The sequence below is a fragment of the Brachyspira innocens ATCC 29796 genome (assembly GCF_000384655.1).
Taxonomy (GTDB): domain Bacteria; phylum Spirochaetota; class Brachyspiria; order Brachyspirales; family Brachyspiraceae; genus Brachyspira; species Brachyspira innocens.
This window is the reverse complement of sequence record NZ_ARQI01000083.1, coordinates 1-23,121: the sequence shown is the minus strand read 5'-3', so window position 1 is coordinate 23,121 and position 23,121 is coordinate 1. Positions and strand designations below refer to the sequence as shown.

Below are 23,121 nucleotides of genomic sequence, written 5' to 3'. Positions count from 1 at the left end.
GTTTTACCATATTTATATTTCTTTCGTATTTCAACAATTTTATTAATAATCTTTTTATTTTTTAATTTATGAGGACTATTTTTAGGTTTCCTACTCCTATTTTCTATACTATCTGTTTCTTCTAATTTTTTCTTCCAATAATAATAAGTTCTAATACTAATATTAAATTTGAGAGCCTGAACTTTTTTATTTTTAACTTTATTGATAATCTCTACTATCTTTTTTTCTGATTTGTATTATATTGTTTCATAGGTATTCCTTTTTGTTTATTTGTGCTTATTTAAATTATAAGGAATACCTTCTTTTTTTAAACCAAAAGTGTGCAATATCTATAGCTCTTAAACACAAAATTGCAGTATCTATATTGTATGATAAACATATATATTATATAATAAGAAGGATATAATAATCAAATATGATTATAAAAAATTAAGCAATATCTCAATGGAAATTATTAATGAATAATAATAAATCATTTAATAATAATGAATTAGTAAATACTATAGATTATTTTTATTCAGAAATGAATAATTATAATAAATACGTTATTAATTTAATATCTAATATTAATACAAAAAACATAAATAAATACTACGATGTTTTAAAAATTTGAATTTAATTTATTTGATATAATAACTCATAAATGGAATAAAGAAAAATTACATTCAGAATTACTAAAATTCTTTTTAAATAATTATGAAGATTTTTTCTATAATTTTCTTGATTTGATTGTAATAGAAAATAAAGAAAATTATTCAAATGCTGAAATTGCTGAATATGAAAAAAATTATATAGATATTTCAATAATTGGTAATAAAAAAATAATAATTATAGAAAATAAAATTAATTGGGCTAAAGATCAAAAAGAACAATTGGCAAATTATTATAAAAAAGTATGCAGAGAATACGAAGTAGAAAAAATAGTTTATATTGTACCTTTAAAATACAAAGAGCCAGAAGAACATACTTTTGGATTTGATGAAGAAATTAAAAATCAAGTAAAAGATAAATATATAAAAATAATAAGTTTTGATGCTACAGATAGAGATTTAGTAACTTGTTTTGAAAAATCAATATATAATTTGAAAGATGATAAATTATTTTTTATGAATCATTATATAGAAATTTTAAAAAGAACAGGAGAAGGAGATATGTCAGAAACAGAATTAAATTTTTTTAATGAAATATTAAATAAATACAAAGAAGACAATCAAATATTTCAGAAAATTAATTATATAGGAAAAATGTATAATAATTTAGCTAAAATACAAAATGATTATATAATATCAAAAACATGTATGGATGATTGGGGTTATGATAAAAACGAAGGTTGTTATGTTTGTGCTCATTATATTGAATTAAAAAGAAACAACGCTTTTTCTATAGTTATATATACTTATGTATCAGGAGAGATATATTTATCCGTATATGATGATAAAAATAAAAATATTCAGATGTTATATATGATATATTATCAAAATATTTAAACGAAGAAGAAATAAAAAAACATAAAGACGGATGTTTAAAATATAGCAGATGATGAAAATAAATTATTTGATTTAGTGAAGAAGCTAAAACAAGAATTCACTGATTTTGCTAATAATAATTAAAATTAATATATTTAATTTTATAAAAGCACTTTCATTTATAAAAAAATGGAGGTGCTTTTTTGTATTAGATATATAATTTATCAAATATAAAAAAAATTTACATTTTATTATTGTAATATTCTCTATATATTTTATTATATGATAAATACAAAAAAGGAGTAAGAATGAACAAAATAATATTAATTGTACTTATTATATCTGTTTTAGTATTTTCATGTACAAAGACAGATACATCATCAAATAATGAAGCAGCAGGAACTATGAATATAGATTTTAAAGCCGTATTTGATGAAAATGCTAATGATGACAATAAATTAATGGAAAACTCATATTTAAAAGTTACAGGTACTTATGGAAATATTGATGCTAAAGTAGACGCTGAAACAGGAGCTTCAACACCAAAAGGAGCTACAAAATCTTGGGATTCTTATAGATATGAGAACAATCAATATGCAAATAATAAAATAGAAAGAGGATTAGGATTTTTTGTATTGTATGGGGTTGCCCCTGCTAAAACTTTCGGATTTGACGGAATGAATGGTAGTGGAGTATCTCAAAAAACTTTAGACGGTACTAACGGACCTAAAGTTACAGGTACAGGTGTAACTAAAGATGATACTGGTATTATTACTATAAGATATGCTCATGCAGGAGGCCCTACAGTTTATCCTTGGGTATATGAATTAAAGTCTGATACTAATGGAATATTTAAAATAGGTTATGGACTAGATAATAATAAAATCAGCACTTCTCAAGTTTCTAATGATATAGATTTTAATAATATACAAATGGTTACTGATAAAGCTAAAAATGGTATTGCTTATTGGCAGGGAGATTTACAGGGCACTTTTGAAAATGGTGTTTTAACTTTAAAAGGTAATTTGAAAGAAGTAAAATAATTTTTATATTTTGAATTAATAAATAAAGGCTTTTAGAATATTTGAAGTTTCTAAAAGCCTCTAATTTTTTTAATTATTTTTAAGGAGTATGAAATATTTTTTATAATTTTATTTGAAATTCTTTTCTATTAATTTTTCATAAGTTCCATTTGTCATTATTTGAGCAAGTCCTTCATTAATTTTTTGTAAAAGCAAAGTATCCTCTTTTCTCACAGCAATGGCATAATCTTCTTTTATAGCATCACTTTCTATTAATTTGATATCGTCATTATATTTTTCAAAGTTTTTGCAAGGCTCTTTATCAAATACTACAGCAGCTATCTTTTTTGATTTCAAAGCAAGCACAGCAGCAGCACCAGTATCAAATTTTTCAACATTAATATCTGTTCTTTCACTCATTACAGTATCTCCAGTAGTTCCTATAACAACACCTATATTTTTTCCAGCCAAATCGTCAAATGTGATAATAGAATTATCATCTTTATGAACAAGCATTACCTGACTAGATACATAATAAGGCTCTGAAAAATTAACAAATTGTTTTCTCTCTTCAGTTACAGTCATACCAGCTACTATTGCATCTATTTTTTTAGCCTGTAAAGCAGGTAAAAGTCCGCTAAACTGCATATGTACAAACTCGCCATTAATTCCAGACAATTTAAGAGCCTCACTCATAATATCATAATCAAAACCAGCTATATTGCCATTATCCAAATATCCGAAAGGAGGAAAATCTACGTCTATACCAACATATATAGGGTCTTTTATAGTTTCTTTAGATGTATTTGATTTGTTTGAGCATGACAATACTGCTATAATCATCATAAATATTAATATTATTTTCATTTTTGAACCTTCTTTATATATAATTTAATAAATACTATAAATAGTATTTATTTGCAAAAATATTACTTCAATATAATCTAAAAGTCAAGGATATAATTTTATATTTTTAAAATTAAATATGTTTTATATTAAAAAATATAGTTATCATAATATTGATATAATGATTATTTAATATATAATAAAAATATGAAAGTTAACATATTTACAGATAATTTGAATACAAAAATATACGGACAAAATACAGTATTATTTGAATCATTAGAAAGCACAAATAAAAAAATGATTGAAGATTTAAATAATGGTATAAGTCTTAAAGAAGGGAGTGTATATATAGCATTAAAACAGACGGCAGGAAAGGGCAGCTATGGAAATACTTGGCAGTCCGATAATAATTTGGGACTGTGGTTTAGCATTTTACTTTATAGCCCATTTAAAAAAGAGGCTTTGAGTTTTCTTCCCGGTATTGCATTAAGTAAATGCCTTAGAGAAAAGTATAATACATTAGCTCATGTAAAATGGCCTAATGATGTTTTGGTAAAAAACAGAAAGATATCAGGAACATTAATTCAAGTTACTTCTGCTAATAATAAAAATGCTTGTATTATAGGTACTGGGGTTAACTTATATCATCAAAAAAAAGATTTTCCTATAGATATACAGCACAGAGCAACATCTCTTTATATGGAAACTGATAATAAGGTTGAGCTAGAGACTTTTTATAAGGATTTAATTTATTATTTTGAGGAAGTTTATAATAGCGATAAAAGTTTAGCTCAATATTTTAGAGAGTACAGCAATATGATAGGGAAAACTATCAAAGCAAAAAAAGACAGTAAAGATGTTGAAGCTTTAGTTAAAGATATAACAGAGGAAGGCTATTTGATAGTAGAGACCGATAAAAAAACGGAAACTTGGATATCAAGAGCTTCTTTAGATATAGATACAAATTATTAAAATTACTAAAAAAATTAATTTAATGGAAGGGTAATTATGAGAAAACCAATACCATACAAAAAGCCTGAAGAAAAAAAGCCAGTTAATAAAAAAAGAATTATAGTACTTGTAATATTAGAATTAATCGTCATCATATTAGCTACTGTAACAACTGCTATTATATCATTGTTGTTCGGGGTTACACCGTATATAAGTGCAGCTATAAGCGGTATTATACTTATAGTATTCAGTGTATTTTTGGCAAGAGAATTTTTAATTAATAAAAAAGATTAGTATTTTTAATATATTATACTTAAATTATTTTATTTTTGACAAAATTAAAAATTTTTAGTATATACCTAAACAATTATAATTTGTCAATTTTTAGTTATTTATTAATCTTATTATCATCTATTAGAAATATGTTTTTAAAGGTAAAATAAATAATTTATTTTGTATAATAGTAATCAGCCTCACGTATAATTGACATTCGATAATAGTTAATAATACCGTGCAGGAATGTGTTTGTGAAGCGTCCCGAACGAAGATGATGTAATGCTCGCGATTGATAAACTTTATATGCTGTAATAAAATTGCAGTGAATATATGATATTTTAATATTGACAATATTGAAATATATTGTACGCTATATATTCACAAGGTAGGGCTTGTATTAGTTCTTTAATATAAGATTTCCGATAAACTTCGATAATTTACTCTTTTAATATTCAAAAACGAAGACTGGCTGCCTGTCCAGTAATAATCATTTTTTAATAAAAGGAGAATTATATATTATGAAGGTTATGGGTATAGTAGCTGGAAGACATAACGGCAATAGTGAAATTTTAGTAAAACAAGCATTAACAGCTGTAAAAGATGCAGGCGGAGAAGCAATACTTATTAATTTGTTTGACTACAATATAAAACCCTGCTCAGGCTGCGAATCTTGTACTATAGCTATGGGTAAAATATTTAAAGAGGGCGGAGAGTATAAGGGCTGTATATATAAAGAAAAAGATGACATGGAAAAAATAGTAAATGTTATGAATGAATGTCAGGGCATAATAGTGGGCTGTCCTACATATGATTTGCTTCCTTCTTCTTTATATTTATCTTTTGCTCAGAGATTTTTAGCTTATGAATTATCATTTAGAATACAGATAGGTCAAGTTAAAGAAGACCCTCATACAGTTGCAGGACTTATAGGAGTTGGAGGCTCTAAACATGATTGGCAGACTATGAGTTTGGAAGGGCTTGCTGCTACAATGTTTACTCAGTCTATGACAGTTGTAGATATGTATTTGGCTACTAGTGTAGGAAGACCTGGTAATGTTTTAATACATAAAGACTATTTAGAAAGAGCCTATCAGATGGGTAAAAATATAGTTGAGGCAATAAATACACCAGTTGAAGAGAGAAAATGGCTTGGGGATCCTAATTTGGGATTATGTCCTAGATGTCATTCTTCATTAATATACCCAGGTGATGAGCATTGGGACGGAGTGAAGTTCAATTTTGAATGTGCTGTATGCGGTGCTGGTGGAGATTTAGTAAAAGAAGAAAACGGAAAATATAAATTTGTTATTGCTGAAAACGGACTTATAAGAGACAGAAATATTAACGAAGCAAGGGCAGTTCATTTACAGGAAATACTTCATACAAGAGAGAATTTTATGTCTCAAAAAAGCGAAATAGAAGAAGAATATAAAAGATTCAGAGAAATGAAGTTTGAAACTATAAAATAGCCGTTAATAAAACTTTTTCAATAAATAAAAATAAGCACTATGATAATATTTTTTCTTATCATAGTGCTTTTTTGTTTGTAATAGTTATATATTATTTTGTATATTTTTCGTTAGCTTTATACTCTGTATGTAAGAAGTGATGAGCTCTCTCTCCAAGAGGCTTTCCAAGAAAATCATCATAAAGTTTTTTAAGATTTTCATTTTCATGAGAGCATCTATGTTTAACAATCTTTTTATCTTCATCATACAAGCCTTTAGCTCTGTCTGTTCTAGTTTGATTTGTAGTTCCGTAAGGCTGACCGCCTCCTCCTACACATCCTCCCTGACAAGCCATAACTTCTATAAAGTTGTAAGGAGGATTTTCACCTTTTTGTTTCGCTTCTCTCATCTCCTGCATTACGGGATCAACATTATGAAGTCCATTAACAACAGCTATTTTTACATCTTTATCAAGCACTTTAACAGTAGCTCTTTTAACTCCTTCAAGACCTCTAACCTCTTCAAAATCAACATTATCAAGATTAGTACCTGATATAATATTATAAGCGGTTCTTAAAGCAGCCTCCATAACTCCGCCAGTAGCACCAAATATAGTACCAGCTCCAGAGTATTCTCCTAATATGCTGTCAGCTTCTTCAGGCTCTATTCCAGCGACATCTATACCATAGTGCTTTATCATTCTTGCAAACTCTCTTGTAGTAAGCACCACATCAACATCTTTATATCCGCTTGAATACATAGTTTCATTTTTTCTTATTTCATTTTTCTTAGCAGTACAAGGCATTATAGATACATTAAAAATAGTGAAAGGGTCTACATTTGCTTTTTCAGAATAATATGTTTTGGTCATAGGTGCTAACATCATATGAGGCGATTTTGCACTTGAAACATTATCAAGTAAGTCTGGATAATATTCTTCTGCATATTTTACCCAAGCAGGACAGCAGGAGGTAGTCATAGCAGATGTGCCGTTACTTTCTGTAAATCTCTTAACAAATTCATGAGCTTCTTCTATAATAGTTAAATCGGCTCCGAAATTGGTATCGAATATAGCATTAAAGCCCATCAAACGCATAGCAGCGTATATTTTTCCAGTAATATTTTCACCAGCTTTAAGACCGAAATATTCTCCTAAAGCAACTCTTACAGCAGGCGCCATTTGAACTGTAACATAAGTATTAGGGTCATCTATAGCAGCCTCAACTTCTTTAGTTTGGTCTTTTTCATATATGGCAGCTACAGGGCAGTGAGCAGCACATTGTCCGCAGTCTACACAAGGAGAATCTTTTAATGAAACAGCACTAGGTGCAAAATAAGTATCAAATCCTCTATTAACAAAACCCAAAGCATGAACTTTCTGCATTTCCTGACAAACTACAACACATCTTCCGCATTTAATACATTTTTCCGGATTAAGTACAATGCTTCCTGCAGATTCATCTCTAGGGTGATTTTGTTTTATATTATCATATTTAGAGTTTCTAACCCCAAAGTCAGCAGCAGCAGTTTGAAGTTCGCATTCACCATTTCTTATGCAGTTCAAACAGTCATTAGGGTGAGCTGATAATACCAATTCAAGTACACCTTTTCTTACAGTGTTAATTTCAGCATCATGTGTGATAATATCCATTCCTTCTTCTACAATCATAGAGCATGATCTTACATATTTATTTCCCTGATTTGCTAATTTTACAACACATATACCGCATGCTGATGTAGGCGGTATATCAGGGTGATAACATAATGAAGGAATTTTTATTCCTAATTTTTTGGCAGCCTTTAATATAGTAAGACCTTCTTCTACCTCTATTTGTTTTCCGTTTATTTTTATTTTAACCATAATTTTTATACTCCTTCAATTTACTCTCATTAATTCTTTTTAGGAACAGGCGGAGTAAATATACCAGCTCTATATTCTTCTTCAAAATGCTTAAGTGTAGACATTACTGGATTAGCTGCAGTAGAACCTAATGCACATAATGAAGCCTTTCTCATAGTTAAAGCAATATCTTTTAATTTTTGTATATCATCTTCTTTTGCTCTTTTTTTGGTGAACTTTTCTAATATTTTAAGCATCTGCATTCCTCCCACTCTGCAAGGCACGCATTTTCCGCAGCTTTCATCAACACAGAAGCCAAGATAGAATTTAGCAAAATCAACCATATTACTGTCTTCATCAATTACAATCATACCGCCAGAGCCCATCATAGAACCTAATTCTACTAAATTATCAAAATCTATATGAGTTCCGAATAATGATTCTGGTAGTATTCCTCCAGAAGGTCCTCCAGTCTGAACACCTTTAACGAATTTGTCATTAGGTATTCCGCCTCCTATATCAAATACTATCTCTCTGATAGTAGTACCCATAGGCACCTCTACAAGTCCAGATACATTTACATTACCAGTTAAAGCAAATACTTTAGTTCCTTTAGAGTTTTCTGTACCGATAGATGCAAACCAGTTTCCGCCGTTATTAATGATGGCTGTAACATTAGCGAATGTTTCTACATTATTAATTACAGTAGGATATTCAAACAAACCTTTTATAGCAGGGAAAGGAGGTCTTGGTCTTGGGGTTCCTCTGTTTCCTTCTATAGAGGCAAGAAGTGCTGTTTCTTCTCCGCATACAAAAGCACCTGCTCCAAGTCTTATATCCAAATCGAATGAGAAATTACTTCCTAGTATATTTTGACCTAATAATCCATAATTGTAAGCCTGTTCTAATGCTATTTTGACCCTGTCTACAGCAAGTCCGTATTCTGCTCTTATATATAAATACCCCTTGCTTGCACCTACAGTGTACCCTGCTATAGTCATAGCTTCTATTACAGAATGCGGGTCTCCTTCAAGTATACTTCTGTCCATATAAGCACCTGGATCTCCCTCATCAGCATTGCATACTATATATTTTTGCTCTGATTCTACGCCTTTAGTAAAGCTCCATTTCTTCCAAGTAGGAAATCCAGCTCCGCCGCGTCCTCTAAGACCTGAAATCTGCATTTCTTTTAGAACTTCATCTGGAGTCATTTCAAATAATGCTTTAGATAAGGCTTTATATCCGTCATTGCCTATATATTCATCTATATTTTCTGGGTCTATCATACCGCAGTTTTTTAATACTATTCTTCTTTGTTTCTGATAGAAGTTAATCTCTTTTGAGAAATCTCTATGTTCTCTTTGTTCTTTATAGAGTATTCTTAAAAGGAGTTCTCCTTTCATTATATGTTTTTCTATAATATCTTTTGCATGTGCTGGTTCTACATGCGTATAAAAAACTCTGCCCGGCATTATTTTTACAACAGGTCCCTGACTGCAGAAACCAAAACAGCCTGTTTTTACAACTAATACCTCATTTCCTATACCATTTTTCTCAGCATATTCTTTTAATAGTCTTACTATTTCATCGCTTTTATTGGACTCGCATGCTGTACCGCCGCATACAAGTATATGATATTTATGAGATGTAGAGGATTCTGTACCTTTTCTTAAAGCTATTTCTTTTGCCTTGTTAATTCTATGTTCTTCTAATTTTTTTCTGTCTAATTTTTCTGTCATTTTTTTCTCCATTAATCTTTTTTATCTTCTATAAACTTTGATATATCATCAACAACTACTCTTCCAGATACATCTCCATTAAATGTAATAACTGGAGCCAAACCGCAGCAGCCTATACATCTTACTTCTTCTAATTTGTATTTCCTGTCTGCAGAATATTTTTGATCTCCTTTAAGATTTAATTTTCTTTTGATTTCTTCTACTAATTGTCCGCCTCCTTTTAAATAGCATGCTGTACCCATACATACTGCTATATTATTTTCTGCAGGCGGTTCCATTGTAAAGTAGTTATAAAATGTAAGAATTTCATAGATTCTTGCTAAAGGAATATTTATTTGTTCAGATACATATTTAGCAACATTTCTAGGAACATAGCCGTAATGTTTTTGAATGCCATGGCAAATCATTATAAGATTACCCTCAGAATCTTTCCATTTTTCAACTAATGCTTTTATTTCATCAGCAATGGCTTCTTCGGTTAACAAAGATACATCTTCACTCATTATATTATACCTCCATTATACAATATAAATGTAATTTAAAACTATACCTAAATAGTATAGGAAAAAATAATTTCAAATTCAATAATATTATTTCCTATATAATATTTTTTTTCGTTTTTTTAGTATATTAATAATGTTTTGAATACTATTTATTTACTATTTTATATAAAATACTATACTTGGGTGTTTTTTATGATTATAATAATATTAAATAATAATATATTAATTACTGATATTGTACTAATGAGTATTGAGTATAGAAAATTATCTTTTTCCAGAAGCATATTCTAAAGTATTAATATCCAAAATCTCTCTATGCGGTTTAAGTAAAGATTTTTCATATTGGCATTTCCACTGTACATTTTCAAATATGCTTTGTATGGTGTCGCCGCTTTTTATAATATCGCCTTTATCAAATATATAAGCTGCTATATTTAAAGCATGTGATATAACATCATTTACATTTAAATCATGGAAGTGATACTGTATGTCTGGAAGTCCTATAGCGTACATTCCTAAAGTATCAACTATAATATCATTAGAGTTTTGTACATTGAAAAGTCTTATATTAACACCTGAAAGCAAAAATCTAAAATCTTTTGGATAATTATTATTAAGTATTTGTTCAGGTAAAAGAAGTTTTCCGCTTTGTTCGTTATATACAGCTATGCATTTATCAAAAAGCTGTAATGATACATAAAGCCAATTATTTAAAAGTGCTGCTCTATCTTTATAATCAAGACCTGCTGCTAAAAAATCACTTAACATTATTTCGTAATTACAGTTTTTTATCAATTCTTTAGGCTCTTTTATATCCCACATCTGACTGTAATAATAATCGCTTATTGAAGTATAATCAAATTCCATAGCACTAGGCATCAATATCTGAGCTGGAACTTCTTTATCATCTTTATATTTTACTTTCAAATTATTTATTGCTATACTGTAAATTCCATTATCAGATGATACAACATCAATATCTTTATAATACTTTTTTATTTTTTGTTTTACAAGCTCTATATTAGGAAGAGTTGGTTTTTCTTCAAATAAAAGTTTATAAAAATATACATGCGAAAAACTAGCTTCATCATGGTTTACGCTTTTATGATTAGTATTAGGATTAACTTCTTTTTTATCTTTCATATATGCAATACTCCTATTAATATATTACTATATTTTTTAATAAAAGCAATTTATTATTTTTTTACTGGTACAAGATAAGTGAAGTCAAATTTTAGTGTTTGGTCATATCTTATTCCTATTTCATTTTTTTCATTAAGGAACAGCCCATTAACAAAACCAAGTCCCAAAACTATGCCGTTATCAAATACAAAATCTTTTCTTATATTAAGTCCGAAATAGAAAGGAACTCTGTAAAAAGGATCTCCTTCCACACTTATAAACTTATGTTTTTTATTTATATACCAGCCAGAAACAAATATTATAGGTTCTATTTCAAACCAAGTTTTTACAGGTATTGTTCCTCTTAAAAAAAGTCCATGTCCGAATACTCCAGGCTCATTATCTCTATCAACTAAATTATAAGAAGCCATATAAAGTACAGATACATAATAACTGTTAATACCTATAGCTCCTACATAGTTTTCGGTAATAGCAGGGCTTCCTGGAACAAATGGATATTCATGTCCTCCATTATGCCAATAATGTACTGCCGCATACGGAGTAGCTATGTCATGAACAAAGTCCATAGCATAAGTAAGTCCTACATCAAATCTCTCTCTATGTTTGGCATTATTCTGTATCTGCCAATTCATATATATTTCGCCTTTACCGCCTTTAAACCATTCAAATGAAGCCCCATATTCATAATAACCATGTGTAAAAGGTTCATTATATTTATACTCTTCTGGTCCTTTTGCTATTAATGTATTATCGGGAGTAGAACGCACAACTGGGGTCATATCCATTAGAGGATCTCTTATAGGAGAGGGAAGATTATGTCCTCCAGTCATAGTTCCTATTCTTAAAGAAATATATTCATTAGATAATTGAGTTGTAACTACTGGAAAAACTCTTATTCCTTGCGGAAATTCAAATGTAAATGGAAAAAATATTGAAGCTCCTACTCTTAAGCTAATAAAATCATTAAATTTTATATCAAAAGCTCCTTCTGTAAAATTTTCAAAATATGTTAATGTTGTTCTAGTATCAGGCCATAGAGTGTTCTCAGCATTATATGCATAAGAACTTGTAAATAATCTGAAATCTACTGTTGTTTCTGCGTATATATTAAAAAATATCATCATAAAAGATATTAAACTAAAATAAATAAAACGTTTCATAAGCTGCCTCTAATTTTTCATAAATAATATAGGAAATAATTATATCATAGTTAACATAAAATTACAATTATGATAACTATATATAAGTGCTTTCGCAGAAAAAATTTTTGGAGTGCGGGGTTCAGTATTGATACTTACGATGTAAAAGTTATTTAGTTTTTTTATGAATAGGTCTATTGTCTAAACAAAATTTAATAAATTCATGCATATTTGAAATATTTTTTACTTTTAGTAGTTTTTTATAAAATTCTTCTATTTGTTTAACATCACTTTCTGTATCTTGTTTAGTAATTGGAAATATTTTTATTTTATAATTTTTTTTATCTTTTTTGTTTTTTATAGTATTTTTATCTATAATTTCAGACTTAATCAATACATCTTCTAAGTTTGTAATATTATATATAGGTACTATATAATCATAAGCCCAATAATTCTTGAACATATTTTTATTGATAAAATTATTTTTTTCTTCCTTATTTTTACAGTCATCTGTATCCATTATTATAAAAATTTTAAAATCTTTCTCTATTATTGTTTTATTATCTTTAATTTCTAAATTATCTTTATATGTATTTTTTAAATTATCTAATGTGTTAATATCTTTGCCTTTTAATCTTTTCATTATACTTGAAATTTGTATAGAATGTTTTCCATTATCTTTAGATATAATATCAATTTTTAATTTTAAATTATTTTTTATAAAATCACACATTTGTAATTCAGATTGTCCATGAACAATAACTATAGCTTTAAGATAATTTCCTTTATAGGACATATAGTTATTCCTCTAATATATCTTTGAAATCTATATCAGAAACAATTGGAATTCCGTAGTAGATACCTTTTAAATACCTTTTTCTAAAGTTTATATTTGGGTGTTCTTTTTCATAATCTGTTATAGGAACTAGTATTTTTTTTCCTTCACTGTCTATATTAAAAATATATATACATTCTTTTTTTATATCTGACTCTAAAATAGTTGTATTATGCGTTGTTAATATAAATTGTCCTTTGATATCAGCGAATAATGATTTTAGTATTGATGCAGTTAAAAGATCATGTATACCGCTGTCTAATTCATCTATTGCTGATACATTATTTTTTTTCATAGATGATAATATCAATGGAAATAATCTAAGTAATTTTTGTGTGCCTGTTGATTCTAATTTGAAATCTATATCTATGATTTTACCGTATATTTGTTTTTTTATAAACAAATTATAATGAAGCTTATCATCTTTTATTTCTCTTTTGTAATATACTTTTTTTATATCACTATATATAGAAGTAAAAAAGTTATTTAATACGTTTTCTGTATGATTAAGTTTTTCTTCTTCATTTGGTTTTATATATCCATTATTCATAATAGAAATAAATTTTTTATCTATACTTATTTTTCCTTTTTCTATATTACTTCCATTTTTTATATAAATAGACATAGATGAAAAATATTTAATAACATCAAATATATTATTATTTATATTTTTTGATATGTATTTTCTTGTTTTATCTTCCTGTTCAAATAATAGAATAGATAAAAATGAATGCTTACCCCAAAATTTATCTGCTAAATCTTTTATTTCATTTAAATATTTATCAGATTTAAATAATGATGGATTTATATAATTATCTTTACTATTATGATATAATTCAAAATATTTTGTTTTATTTTTTTCTAAAACATATTCTAATTTTTCTTTAACAATACTTTCATTATTAGTCTCTATATAATATACTCCATTTTTGCCATTTAGTTTAAAACCAAATTCCAATATCATATTATCTTTAGAACCTATTGTTTTACTTTCCTCTATTATGGCATCTAAATTCTTAAAATTGTATTTTATTATTCTATTAAGAAAAAATTCTAATTCTTTTTTGTCTTTTTTATTATCAGAATTTTCTAACATAAATTCATCTACAGCCGTTTTATATATTCTTGTATTTAATGTTTCAAATAAAGTAAAAAATGCATTTATAAAATTAGTTTTACCCGCACCGTTTTCTCCATAAATTATAATCATTTTTTTAGGATTATTTTTTGATGATGTTAAATCTACTTCAAAATCAACTAATGATTTATAATTTTTAAGTTTTACATAAGTAAACATTGTATTATAGCCTTTATTTTATCTGTTTTTATGACATTTTATCATAAATTTAGTAAAAATCAAGATAAAATAAAATTACTCTTTACAATAATACATTTTATATTATAATGTATTATTGTTTTTATTTATTTCAATGATAAAAACTATTAAAAAACTATTATTAGGAGTTGCTGCAATGATTAAAAGAGCATTGATATCCGTATTTTATAAAGACGGAATATTAGAGTTCGCTAAGTTTTTAGTTTCAAAAAATGTGGAAATAGTTTCTACAGGTGGAACTTATAAATATTTAAAAGAGAACGGTATAAATGTTATAGAGGTTGCTGAAGTTACTGGTGCTAAAGAAATGCTTGACGGAAGAGTAAAAACTTTAGACCCTAAAATACATGGTGCAATACTTGCTATAAGAGATAATCCTACTCATATGGAAACTATTAAAGAGAGAGGAATAACTCCTATTGATATGGTAATAGTTAATCTTTATCCTTTCTTTGAAAAGGTACAAGATAACAGTTTGAAGTTTGAGGAAAAAATAGAGTTTATAGATATAGGCGGACCTACAATGCTTCGTTCTGCTGCTAAGTCTTTTAAAGATGTAGTTGTTATAAGCGATGTTAAAGATTATGATTTAGTTAAAAATGAGATGGAAAAAGGAGAAGTGAGTTTTGAGACTAAAAAATGTTTAGCTTCTAAAGTATTTAATTTAACTTCTGCTTATGATGCGGCTGTGTCTGAGTTTATGTTTAATTCATTGGAAAGTAAGGAAGATAAAAAACTTAATTATCTAAATATGTCTTATAGATTAGAGGAGAAATTAAGATACGGAGAGAATCCTCATCAGGGAGCAAGCTATTATGTATCAACTACAGATAAAGGCTCTATGAAAGATTTTGAACAGTTAAATGGTAAAGAGCTTTCATTTAATAATATTAGAGATATGGATATAGCTTTAAAAATAGTATTAGAGTTTGATGAGGCTAAAAATGAATATGCTTGTTCTGCAATAAAGCATTCTACTCCTTGCGGTGCTGCTTTAGGTTCTAATGTACTTGAGGCTTATACTAGAACTTATAACTGTGATCCTACTTCTATATTCGGAGGCATTGTTGCTTTTAATAGTACGGTAGATGAAGCAGCAGCAAAAGAACTTGTAAAAATATTTTTAGAAATTGTTATTGCTAAAGACTTTACTAAAGAGGCTTTGGAAGTGTTAAAAACAAAAAATAATTTAAGAGTAATAAAATACAAAACTAATACAAGCGATAAAATCAATCTTGTTAAAGTAGACGGAGGATTACTTGTTCAAGATGAGGATAGTGTTTTAGCAGAAGATTATAAAGTTGTAACTGAGAAAAAACCTACTGAAGAAGAGATGAAAAATTTAATATTTGGTATGAAGGTTGTAAAATATGCTAAATCAAATGCTATAGTAGTGATAAAAGACTTCATGGCTAAAGGTATAGGAAGCGGACAGACTAATAGAATATGGGCATGCGAAGATGCTTTGGAACGTGCTGGTGACGGAGTTGTAATGGCATCTGATGCCTTCTTCCCATTCAGAGATGTTGTTGATGCTTGTGCTAAATATAATATCAAAGCTATAATTCAGCCCGGTGGGTCTATAAGAGATAAAGAATCAATAGAAGCATGCAATGAACATGGTATAGCTATGGTATTTACTGGTATAAGACATTTTAAACATTAATTAATTTTTTATAATTATAAACATTATAGTGAAGTTAATTTTATTAGCTTCACTTTTTTTATTAATATAGTGTTTTTATAGGATTTACTATGCATAAAAAATTTAAACCGAATAATACAAAAGAATTAAAACAATTAGTTGATAATGAAAGCGTCAATTTAAATGACATTGATACAAGCCTTATCACTAATATGTCAAATTTATTTAAATGCTCTTTAAGAAAAAATTACGATGGAATTGAAAATTGGGATACTTCAAATGTAGAAAATATGCATGGTTTATTTTCATTTAATAGTTATTTCAATAGTGATATAAGTAAATGGAATGTTTCAAAAGTAAAAATCATGTTTAAGATGTTTCATTTTGCTTTATGTTTTAATCAGCCTTTGAATGAGTGGAATGTAGGCAATGCTGAAAGTATGAATATGATGTTTCACTCTGCTAAAGAGTTTAATCAAAGTTTGTATAAATGGAATGTGTCTAAAGTAAGAGATATGAGGGGAATGTTTGCTGATACATTAAAGTTTAATCAGGATATTAATAATTGGAATGTAGGCAATGTAAAAGAAATGGATAATATGTTTAATGGTGCTTTGTCTTTTAATCAACCTTTAAATAAATGGAATGTTTCAAAAGTAGAAAGTATGAAGAAAATGTTTGCGGGTACTTTTGCATTTAATCAGGATTTAGATTCTTGGGATATGAAAAATCTTTATTCTATGACTTCTATGTTTGAAAATTCATTTATGTATAATAATAACAAAATATCATTGAAGTTTAAAATTTATTTATACTGTTTAGAAAATAATAATAAAGATTTTTTATCAGATCTTTTAAAAAATAATGATATTAAGAAAATATATTACTGCATCAATACAAGTAATAATAAAAAGATAATGCTTTTTCGTAAAAGATTAGAAAATGATTATTATAATGAATTAAAAGAAATTTCTAACGATTTTAAGTCTATAGAAGAAGCAGAGAATTACATAGAAAATAATTACAATAAAAAAAAAGATGAAAATAAAGTAAAATTTATAGATAATTTAAATATTGGCGATGTATTTACTAAAGATAAAACAAAAGTAGTTAGTATAAAAGTTATTAAATATATATACTTATCTTATTTAGCATTAAAGAGAGATGTTTTTAAAATAATACTTACAGATAATATCATTAATTTGCTTGACAGAAAATCTTTTATAGAAGCTGTTAGAAAAATATATATATCATCTAAAAAAGAAACTTCAGCTATAATTTACGGTATTTATGGAGTAGATGAGGCATTAAAAGAGATATACAGTAATGAAAAATATTCTAAACTTCTGCTTATAATATTATCATTTCATAAAGAAAGTGATTATGCTATGAATTTAGTATGCAATGTATTTAGATGCAATGAAAGAGAAGATATACAAAAAATGGCAGATGATATATTGCATGATGCTGCTTTGATAAGAAATATAAGCGAAGATGAACTAATATTTAAAACTATACCTAATTTCGGATTTGATAAAAATGGAGATAAAATTTTAGAAGATAATAAATATAAATTAATTATTAAAGATAATGAGGCGGAGCTTTTTGATATTGAAAAAAATAAAATATTAAAATCATATACAAAAAATATGTCTTATGATTTGAAAGAAAAAATAAAATATCTTAAAAAAGAAATTTCATTTACTATAAAGAATCAGAATTTTAACTTGATAAAACTTTTAATGAGCGGTAAAAAATATAGTTATAGTTTTTTTAAAGAAATATTTATTGATAATATTATAATGAATAGATTTGCTGTAAGTTTAGTATGGAATATGCATAGTAAAAATAACATATATACTTTTAGATATTGTAATGATGGAAGTTACAGTGATGAAAATGATGAGAGTATTGAAATTGATGAAAATAGTTTTATTAGTTTGGCAAGTCCTTCAGAGATGCCAAAAGAAATTGTATCAAAATGGAAAAATCAGCTAAATGATTATGAATTGGCTCAGCCTATAATGCAGTTTAGCACAATTAATATAGACGATATATATGAAACTTTTAATAAATTAAAAACTATAGAAATAAATTATGGTCTTTTAAAAAGTTTTGTTCAAAAATATGAAATGAAAAGGCATTTCCTTAATACCAATACAATAAATAAATATTCTTTTTATGACTCTATAAGCAGACAATGTTTTTATATTGATACTAATATATCATATTATTCTAAAAGTGATGATACTGTAATTATCAAGCCAAATTTTGTGGGGCATGATAATTCAGAAGTAAGTAAAAGATTTATTTATACTTGGCTTACATTTTTAATATGGGAGTTAAAATATATTTTTTAATAAATTTTCTCTTTTAGTATATGTTATTTTAAAACTGATGAGAGCTGAAAATATCCCGCACCTCTAAGATTATTAATATTAGTAAAACCCAATTTATACATACGCATAGAAGCCATACCTGAACGGCTGCCGCTTGCACAGTATACTATATATTCTTTATTTTTATCTAGTTTAGACATTTTTTCATTAAATTTGCTGTCATCTAATGGTATATTTATACTGTTTTTTATATATCCGCTTTGCTGAACTTCTGTGTAGCTTCTTACATCTATTAAGCCTATGTTTTTGTTATTTTTGTATAATGATGCGGCTTCATTTATATTAATATTTTTAAACTTCCCATTGCTCATTATATTAAATATAATTTTTCTTACAAAGCTTAATATTATAAAAGTTAGTATAAGTCCTATTATTAAAGTTAAAGTATTATTCATTATATACCCCCTGTATGTATAAATTATTATATCATACAGGTAAGTAAATTTCAATTAATTAATTTAATTTATTTAAATAAATTTCATACATTATAAAAATCATCTAAATTATAAGCATCATTCCAAAATCTGTACTCCCAAACAAATGCTATATCAAAAGAAATTATCATTTTTTCTTTAACATAATTTGAAGCATTATTATATAAGTCATCAATAATTTTAATCATATTTTCTGTTGATTTTGAAAACTCTTCATCGGCATAAGCATCAATCCAGTTTTTGTATGGATTATTTTCTATTTTGGCATTTTCTTTTATGTATTTTCCTATTTCATTATATATCCAAAAGCATGGAAGTATAGAAGCAGCAGAAGCCTCAAATGCCTCAGTATGAGCCGTGTTAATTAAAAAACTTGTATAACCTAAATTTGCAGTTGTAATTTTATTTGTATTTTTTAATTGAAAAGTATCTCTGAAATATTTATGTACAATTTCTTCTTCTACTATATAGGCATTCATAGATGATTTTAAAAAAGCAATAGCATAATCTGCATTATTATTTATTTTTGAAGAGATTGTTGCTAATACTTTAGAATAGTATTTTAAATATAGGCTGTCTTGTTCTATATAGTAGGCAAATTTTTCTTTATTTAAAGTTCCTTCCATAAGTTCTTTATTAAATGGCATATCAATTATTTTTTTATATAGCTCTTCATTTTTTTTCCACACCATTTCTGAAAATTTCATTTTATTCTCCTTTTGTTATAAATTATTATTTAATTAAATTTTTATATTTTATTTAAATATTATTTTTCTATATATGCATAGTTAAACTTATATCTGCCCAAAGGCTCATCAATATAATTTTTTAATTTTGGGTTAACTACCAAAAAGTCAGTTCTATATATAAAAGGTATAATGGGTACTTCTTCAAAAAGTATAGATTCTGCTTCTTTTAATGCCTCCATTCTATCTTTAGCATTTGTTGCGGTAATGGCAAAATCTATTAAAGAATCGTATCTTGCATTAGAAAATCCTCCGTAATTTATATCGCTGTCACTTGTCATAATCTGAAGCATAGTAAGAGGATCATTATAATCGCCTGTCCAGCTTGTTCTAGCCATTTGATAATTTCCAGATTCTCTAAAAGGCAGAGTTATTTTTGATTCTTCTGTTCTTACAGCTACTTCTATATTAAGCGCTTCTTTCCACATTTGCTGTACTGCTTCCATTACTGTAGTATAAAATCCTGATGATACTTTTAGCTCTAAAATAGGAAAGTTTTCTCCATTCGGGTATCCTGCTTCAGCTAATAATTTTCTTGCTTCTTCAACATTTTGATTATAATTATTCGCTATAATATAATTACTGCTTTCTTCTCTGAATGATTTTTCAAGTCCTTTTACTGCTGGAGGTACGAATGCTTCTGCTGCTATTAATTTACCATATCCTATATTTGATACTATATAGTTTCTGTCTATTGCTAGCGATAATGCTTTTCTTACTCTTTTATCAGACAGTGTTTTATCTCTAGTATTTAAGTCTATATAATAAGTACCTATGATATCGCTCACAGCCATTAGATTTTCTTTTATAAGATTTTCTATCTCTCCAATAGGGGGAGCATTTATAGAAAAATCAACATCTCCTGTTCTAACAGCATTAAGTGAAATGTATTCATCAGCTATCAAAACAAAATTAATTTTTTTAGCAGCTTGATTTGTATAATTCCAATAATTAGTATTAATTTCAAAAACTAGAATCTCATCTGGTTTTCTTTCTGTCATTTTATAAGCACCGTTTCCTATATAAGTATCAGGATTCCAAGTCCAATCATCACCATATTTTTCTATTATATCTTCTATTACAGGCATATACACGCCTCCAGAAGCAAGTAAATCAGTAAAATATATTGTAGGCTCTTCAAGTTCTACTACTAATGTATTTTCATCTATTGCCTTAACTCCTAGATTTTCTATATTGTTTTTTCCTCTTATTATATCTTTGGCATTTTTTATATATTCCATTAAATAACTTAATGGAGAAGCTATTTTTGGGTCTACTGCTCTTCTATAAGAATATACAAAATCATTAGCTGTTACTTTTTTTCCATCGCTCCATTTAGCATTATCTCTTAAATGGAATGTATATGTTAGTTTATCATCGCTTATATCAAAACTTTCAGCAACGCCTCCTACAATATTGCCGTTTATATCTTTATTAAGAAGACCTTCAAATGCATGATTAATATAAATATATCCGTAAGTTTCATCATTTAAAGTGGGGTCTATAGTATTGAGTTCATATCCTAGGTTTACAGTAATTTCATCTTTGATGTTTTTTGTTTGTTTTTTACAAGATATGAATGATATAAATAGAAATAACAAAATAATAAATTTTCGTTTTGAAGTCATAAAAAGCTCCTTATATTAAAAATAGAGATTTTTATAACACCGTTTGTTTTGTTTTATTGAAATTTTTAGTCTTGCTTGATATTTTTTAATAAAACAAGACCAACTTTAGAAAAGGTCTCATTTTATTAATAATTTTAGAAAAGTAATAAAAGAGATAATTCCCTACGCTGGCATTACCCAAACAGGTTATAAGGGTCGAAGTTTTAAATAATAAAATTATATAAACTTCCTCTCAGCCTTTTCAAGCTCCCCGATTTTATACCAAAAATGATACAGCATTTTTATTTTTTTATCAATACTTATACAATAATAATTTATGAAATTAATCTAAAATAATTATATAGTGAGAAATATATAAATATTTGTATTATAATTAATAAAGATGCTGATACTAAAACAAGTTTATTTTCTTTTACTATCCAAATTCCATAAAATAAAAATATAGAAAATAAATATATTATAAAAGCATAAAAATATATTGTATTTTTTATTTTGAGAGTATATTTTATATTATCAATTTTTTTATTTATGTCTATTGCTTTGTCAGTTGTTAAAGTACCGAAAGGACTTCCTTTTTTATCCATCTTTATATTTTTGATAAAGCTATTATCATTAATAGTTTTTTTAGTATCTAAATATACATTATAAATATCACTGTTTCTAAAAACTTTATTATAATAGCTTATTCTAAAACTGTAAACATTATTTTCAATTAATTTTATTTCATTTAAATATCCTGTTCTAGGAATACTGCCTAGTATAATTAAAGCTAATAATAAGATTATAAATATAGATGATATTACCAGTACAGGTATTGCTGTTTTTTTATTTACTATTATAAAATTAATGAATATTTCTAATATATTTTTTATATTTTTAAAGAAATACAAAAATGTAAAGATTAAAATATATATTATAAAAGCGTAAAAATATATTATATTTTTTATTTTGAGAGTATATTTTATATTATCAATTTTTTTATTTACGTCTATTGCTTTGTCAGTCGTTAAAGTACCGAAAGGACTTCCTTTTTTATCCATCTTTATATTTTTGATAAAGCTATTATCATTAATAGTTGTTTTAGTATCTAAATATACATTGTAAATATCACTATTTCTAAAAACTTTATTATAATAGCTTATTCTAAAACTATAGGTATTATTTTCAATCAATTTTATTTCATTTAAATATCCTGTTCTATAAATACTTCCTAGAACTGAAAAAATTATTAATAATACTGCTATAAAAGCTAGAGGAAATATACAGATAAAAAAAGTTTTTTTATTTTTCATAAAAAATCCTTAAAGTATTGAGTCATAATTAACATGATAAATAAAAAAAATCAAGTATTTTTAATTGCTTTATACATCATTTTTTATATTTTTATATTATCTATTATTGATTTTTATTTGTTATGGTATATAATGCCTTCCTATGATGAGTATTTATTTAAACCAAACCAAACCAAACCAAACCAAACCAAACCAAACCAAACCAAACCAAACCAAACCAAACCAAACCAAACCAAACCAAACCAAACCAAACAGAATAGAATAGAATACTTTTGCATTTTTTTCTGGGAGTTAAATAATGTTATTTAATTCCACAGAGTTTATGATATTTTTTCCTATAACATTAATCTTATATTGGATATTTCCAAAAAAATACAGATATATTTGTTTATTCATAGCAAGCTATACATTTTATATGTTTTGGAATCCT

General features: G+C 26.7%; 21 protein-coding genes, 1 pseudogene and 1 riboswitch. Of the genes and pseudogenes, 8 read left to right on the top strand and 14 right to left on the bottom strand.

What is annotated here, in order from left to right; genetic code table 11:
* Nucleotides 1–250, bottom strand: a pseudogene (locus tag F811_RS16935) (hypothetical protein); the annotation flags it as partial.
* Nucleotides 251–457: 207 nt separating this feature from the next.
* Between F811_RS16935 and F811_RS16460 the strand changes: the two are divergent.
* The 3 genes from F811_RS16460 (at nucleotide 458) to F811_RS0103225 (ending at nucleotide 2,509) form a co-directional block, all read left to right on the top strand.
* Complete coding sequence (locus tag F811_RS16460) at nucleotides 458–613, top strand: hypothetical protein (RefSeq protein ID WP_020003853.1); 156 nt, start codon at nucleotides 458–460, stop codon at nucleotides 611–613.
* Between the two features lie 112 nt (nucleotides 614–725).
* Complete coding sequence (locus tag F811_RS0103230; RefSeq protein WP_020003852.1) at nucleotides 726–1,487, top strand: PD-(D/E)XK nuclease family protein; 762 nt, start codon at nucleotides 726–728, stop codon at nucleotides 1,485–1,487.
* Between the two features lie 287 nt (nucleotides 1,488–1,774).
* Nucleotides 1,775–2,509: a hypothetical protein gene (locus F811_RS0103225; protein ID WP_020003851.1), complete on the top strand. Its 735-nt coding sequence runs from the start codon at nucleotides 1,775–1,777 to the stop codon at nucleotides 2,507–2,509.
* 108 nt (nucleotides 2,510–2,617) lie between these two features.
* Here the strand turns inward: F811_RS0103225 and F811_RS0103220 are convergent, their stop codons facing one another.
* Nucleotides 2,618–3,355: a basic amino acid ABC transporter substrate-binding protein gene (locus F811_RS0103220; protein WP_020003850.1), complete on the bottom strand. Its 738-nt coding sequence runs from the start codon at nucleotides 3,353–3,355 to the stop codon at nucleotides 2,618–2,620.
* Between the two features lie 186 nt (nucleotides 3,356–3,541).
* On the opposite strand from F811_RS0103220, the gene F811_RS0103215 reads away from it, so the two are divergent.
* The 3 genes from F811_RS0103215 to F811_RS0103205 all read left to right on the top strand — a co-directional run bounded on the left by F811_RS0103215 (nucleotide 3,542) and on the right by F811_RS0103205 (nucleotide 6,033).
* Complete coding sequence (locus F811_RS0103215; RefSeq protein ID WP_020003849.1) at nucleotides 3,542–4,309, top strand: biotin--[acetyl-CoA-carboxylase] ligase; 768 nt, start codon at nucleotides 3,542–3,544, stop codon at nucleotides 4,307–4,309.
* 36 nt (nucleotides 4,310–4,345) lie between these two features.
* Nucleotides 4,346–4,582 carry a hypothetical protein gene (locus tag F811_RS0103210; RefSeq protein WP_020003848.1) on the top strand — a complete coding sequence of 79 codons (237 nt, stop codon included), beginning with the start codon at nucleotides 4,346–4,348 and terminating at the stop codon, nucleotides 4,580–4,582.
* 500 nt (nucleotides 4,583–5,082) lie between these two features.
* Nucleotides 5,083–6,033, top strand: a complete 951-nt coding sequence (locus F811_RS0103205) for a flavodoxin family protein (RefSeq protein ID WP_020003847.1) — start codon at nucleotides 5,083–5,085, stop codon at nucleotides 6,031–6,033.
* A gap of 91 nt (nucleotides 6,034–6,124) precedes the next feature.
* On the opposite strand, the gene F811_RS0103200 is transcribed toward F811_RS0103205, so the two are convergent.
* From F811_RS0103200 to F811_RS0103170, 7 genes are all read right to left on the bottom strand, one after another.
* Nucleotides 6,125–7,873, bottom strand: a complete 1,749-nt coding sequence (locus F811_RS0103200; RefSeq protein WP_020003846.1) for an NADH-dependent [FeFe] hydrogenase, group A6 — start codon at nucleotides 7,871–7,873, stop codon at nucleotides 6,125–6,127.
* A gap of 29 nt (nucleotides 7,874–7,902) precedes the next feature.
* Nucleotides 7,903–9,591 (bottom strand): NuoF family protein, encoded by a 1,689-nt coding sequence (locus F811_RS15475; RefSeq protein WP_020003845.1) that lies wholly within the window; start codon nucleotides 9,589–9,591, stop codon nucleotides 7,903–7,905.
* 11 nt (nucleotides 9,592–9,602) lie between these two features.
* Nucleotides 9,603–10,094 carry an NADH-quinone oxidoreductase subunit NuoE family protein gene (locus tag F811_RS0103190; protein ID WP_020003844.1) on the bottom strand — a complete coding sequence of 164 codons (492 nt, stop codon included), beginning with the start codon at nucleotides 10,092–10,094 and terminating at the stop codon, nucleotides 9,603–9,605.
* A gap of 264 nt (nucleotides 10,095–10,358) precedes the next feature.
* On the bottom strand, nucleotides 10,359–11,237 hold the full coding sequence (locus F811_RS0103185) for a DUF4261 domain-containing protein (protein WP_020003843.1): 879 nt from the start codon (nucleotides 11,235–11,237) through the stop codon (nucleotides 10,359–10,361).
* Nucleotides 11,238–11,290: 53 nt separating this feature from the next.
* Nucleotides 11,291–12,397 carry a hypothetical protein gene (locus F811_RS0103180; protein ID WP_020003842.1) on the bottom strand — a complete coding sequence of 369 codons (1,107 nt, stop codon included), beginning with the start codon at nucleotides 12,395–12,397 and terminating at the stop codon, nucleotides 11,291–11,293.
* A 148-nt stretch (nucleotides 12,398–12,545) separates the two neighbouring features.
* A complete protein-coding gene (locus F811_RS0103175; protein WP_020003841.1) occupies nucleotides 12,546–13,172 on the bottom strand; it encodes a hypothetical protein in 627 nt (208 codons plus the stop codon).
* Between the two features lie 4 nt (nucleotides 13,173–13,176).
* Complete coding sequence (locus tag F811_RS0103170) at nucleotides 13,177–14,508, bottom strand: AAA family ATPase (RefSeq protein WP_020003840.1); 1,332 nt, start codon at nucleotides 14,506–14,508, stop codon at nucleotides 13,177–13,179.
* Nucleotides 14,509–14,683: 175 nt separating this feature from the next.
* Here F811_RS0103170 and purH point away from each other — a divergent pair, with 175 nt between their 5' ends.
* Nucleotides 14,684–16,213, top strand: a complete 1,530-nt coding sequence (gene purH / locus F811_RS0103165; protein WP_020003839.1) for a bifunctional phosphoribosylaminoimidazolecarboxamide formyltransferase/IMP cyclohydrolase — start codon at nucleotides 14,684–14,686, stop codon at nucleotides 16,211–16,213.
* 89 nt (nucleotides 16,214–16,302) lie between these two features.
* Entirely contained in the window at nucleotides 16,303–18,552 is a 2,250-nt protein-coding gene (locus tag F811_RS0103160; protein ID WP_020003838.1) for a BspA family leucine-rich repeat surface protein, read from the top strand.
* A gap of 23 nt (nucleotides 18,553–18,575) precedes the next feature.
* Here the strand turns inward: F811_RS0103160 and F811_RS0103155 are convergent, their stop codons facing one another.
* The 5 genes from F811_RS0103155 to F811_RS16455 all read right to left on the bottom strand — a co-directional run bounded on the left by F811_RS0103155 (nucleotide 18,576) and on the right by F811_RS16455 (nucleotide 22,969).
* The gene (locus F811_RS0103155; RefSeq protein WP_020003837.1) at nucleotides 18,576–18,986 is read right to left on the bottom strand and encodes a rhodanese-like domain-containing protein; all 411 of its coding nucleotides are present in this window, start codon (nucleotides 18,984–18,986) and stop codon (nucleotides 18,576–18,578) included.
* A gap of 83 nt (nucleotides 18,987–19,069) precedes the next feature.
* A complete protein-coding gene (locus F811_RS0103150) occupies nucleotides 19,070–19,732 on the bottom strand; it encodes a TenA family protein (protein ID WP_020003836.1) in 663 nt (220 codons plus the stop codon).
* Nucleotides 19,733–19,791: 59 nt separating this feature from the next.
* Nucleotides 19,792–21,399, bottom strand: a complete 1,608-nt coding sequence (locus tag F811_RS0103145; protein ID WP_020003835.1) for a peptide ABC transporter substrate-binding protein — start codon at nucleotides 21,397–21,399, stop codon at nucleotides 19,792–19,794.
* Nucleotides 21,400–21,541: 142 nt separating this feature from the next.
* Nucleotides 21,542–21,662: riboswitch (TPP riboswitch) on the bottom strand.
* Nucleotides 21,663–21,713: 51 nt separating this feature from the next.
* Nucleotides 21,714–22,691 carry a hypothetical protein gene (locus F811_RS0103140; RefSeq protein ID WP_020003834.1) on the bottom strand — a complete coding sequence of 326 codons (978 nt, stop codon included), beginning with the start codon at nucleotides 22,689–22,691 and terminating at the stop codon, nucleotides 21,714–21,716.
* 140 nt (nucleotides 22,692–22,831) lie between these two features.
* Entirely contained in the window at nucleotides 22,832–22,969 is a 138-nt protein-coding gene (locus F811_RS16455) for a hypothetical protein (protein WP_156821984.1), read from the bottom strand.
* Nucleotides 22,970–23,121: the final 152 nt, after the last annotated feature.

Bases quoted from the DNA above. Each gene is read 5' to 3' on its own strand.
- F811_RS16460 (WP_020003853.1), top strand. From the start codon at position 458: ATGAATAATAATAAATCATTTAATAATAATGAATTAGTAAATACTATA.
- F811_RS0103225 (WP_020003851.1), top strand. From the start codon at position 1,775: ATGAACAAAATAATATTAATTGTACTTATTATATCTGTTTTAGTATTT.
- F811_RS0103220 (WP_020003850.1), bottom strand. From the start codon at position 3,355: ATGAAAATAATATTAATATTTATGATGATTATAGCAGTATTGTCATGC.
- F811_RS0103215 (WP_020003849.1), top strand. From the start codon at position 3,542: ATGAAAGTTAACATATTTACAGATAATTTGAATACAAAAATATACGGA.
- F811_RS0103210 (WP_020003848.1), top strand. From the start codon at position 4,346: ATGAGAAAACCAATACCATACAAAAAGCCTGAAGAAAAAAAGCCAGTT.
- F811_RS0103205 (WP_020003847.1), top strand. From the start codon at position 5,083: ATGAAGGTTATGGGTATAGTAGCTGGAAGACATAACGGCAATAGTGAA.
- F811_RS0103200 (WP_020003846.1), bottom strand. From the start codon at position 7,873: ATGGTTAAAATAAAAATAAACGGAAAACAAATAGAGGTAGAAGAAGGT.
- F811_RS15475 (WP_020003845.1), bottom strand. From the start codon at position 9,591: ATGACAGAAAAATTAGACAGAAAAAAATTAGAAGAACATAGAATTAAC.
- F811_RS0103190 (WP_020003844.1), bottom strand. From the start codon at position 10,094: ATGAGTGAAGATGTATCTTTGTTAACCGAAGAAGCCATTGCTGATGAA.
- F811_RS0103185 (WP_020003843.1), bottom strand. From the start codon at position 11,237: ATGAAAGATAAAAAAGAAGTTAATCCTAATACTAATCATAAAAGCGTA.
- F811_RS0103180 (WP_020003842.1), bottom strand. From the start codon at position 12,397: ATGAAACGTTTTATTTATTTTAGTTTAATATCTTTTATGATGATATTT.
- F811_RS0103175 (WP_020003841.1), bottom strand. From the start codon at position 13,172: ATGTCCTATAAAGGAAATTATCTTAAAGCTATAGTTATTGTTCATGGA.
- F811_RS0103170 (WP_020003840.1), bottom strand. From the start codon at position 14,508: ATGTTTACTTATGTAAAACTTAAAAATTATAAATCATTAGTTGATTTT.
- purH (WP_020003839.1), top strand. From the start codon at position 14,684: ATGATTAAAAGAGCATTGATATCCGTATTTTATAAAGACGGAATATTA.
- F811_RS0103160 (WP_020003838.1), top strand. From the start codon at position 16,303: ATGCATAAAAAATTTAAACCGAATAATACAAAAGAATTAAAACAATTA.
- F811_RS0103155 (WP_020003837.1), bottom strand. From the start codon at position 18,986: ATGAATAATACTTTAACTTTAATAATAGGACTTATACTAACTTTTATA.
- F811_RS0103150 (WP_020003836.1), bottom strand. From the start codon at position 19,732: ATGAAATTTTCAGAAATGGTGTGGAAAAAAAATGAAGAGCTATATAAA.
- F811_RS0103145 (WP_020003835.1), bottom strand. From the start codon at position 21,399: ATGACTTCAAAACGAAAATTTATTATTTTGTTATTTCTATTTATATCA.
- F811_RS0103140 (WP_020003834.1), bottom strand. From the start codon at position 22,691: ATGAAAAATAAAAAAACTTTTTTTATCTGTATATTTCCTCTAGCTTTT.
- F811_RS16455 (WP_156821984.1), bottom strand. From the start codon at position 22,969: ATGCAAAAGTATTCTATTCTATTCTGTTTGGTTTGGTTTGGTTTGGTT.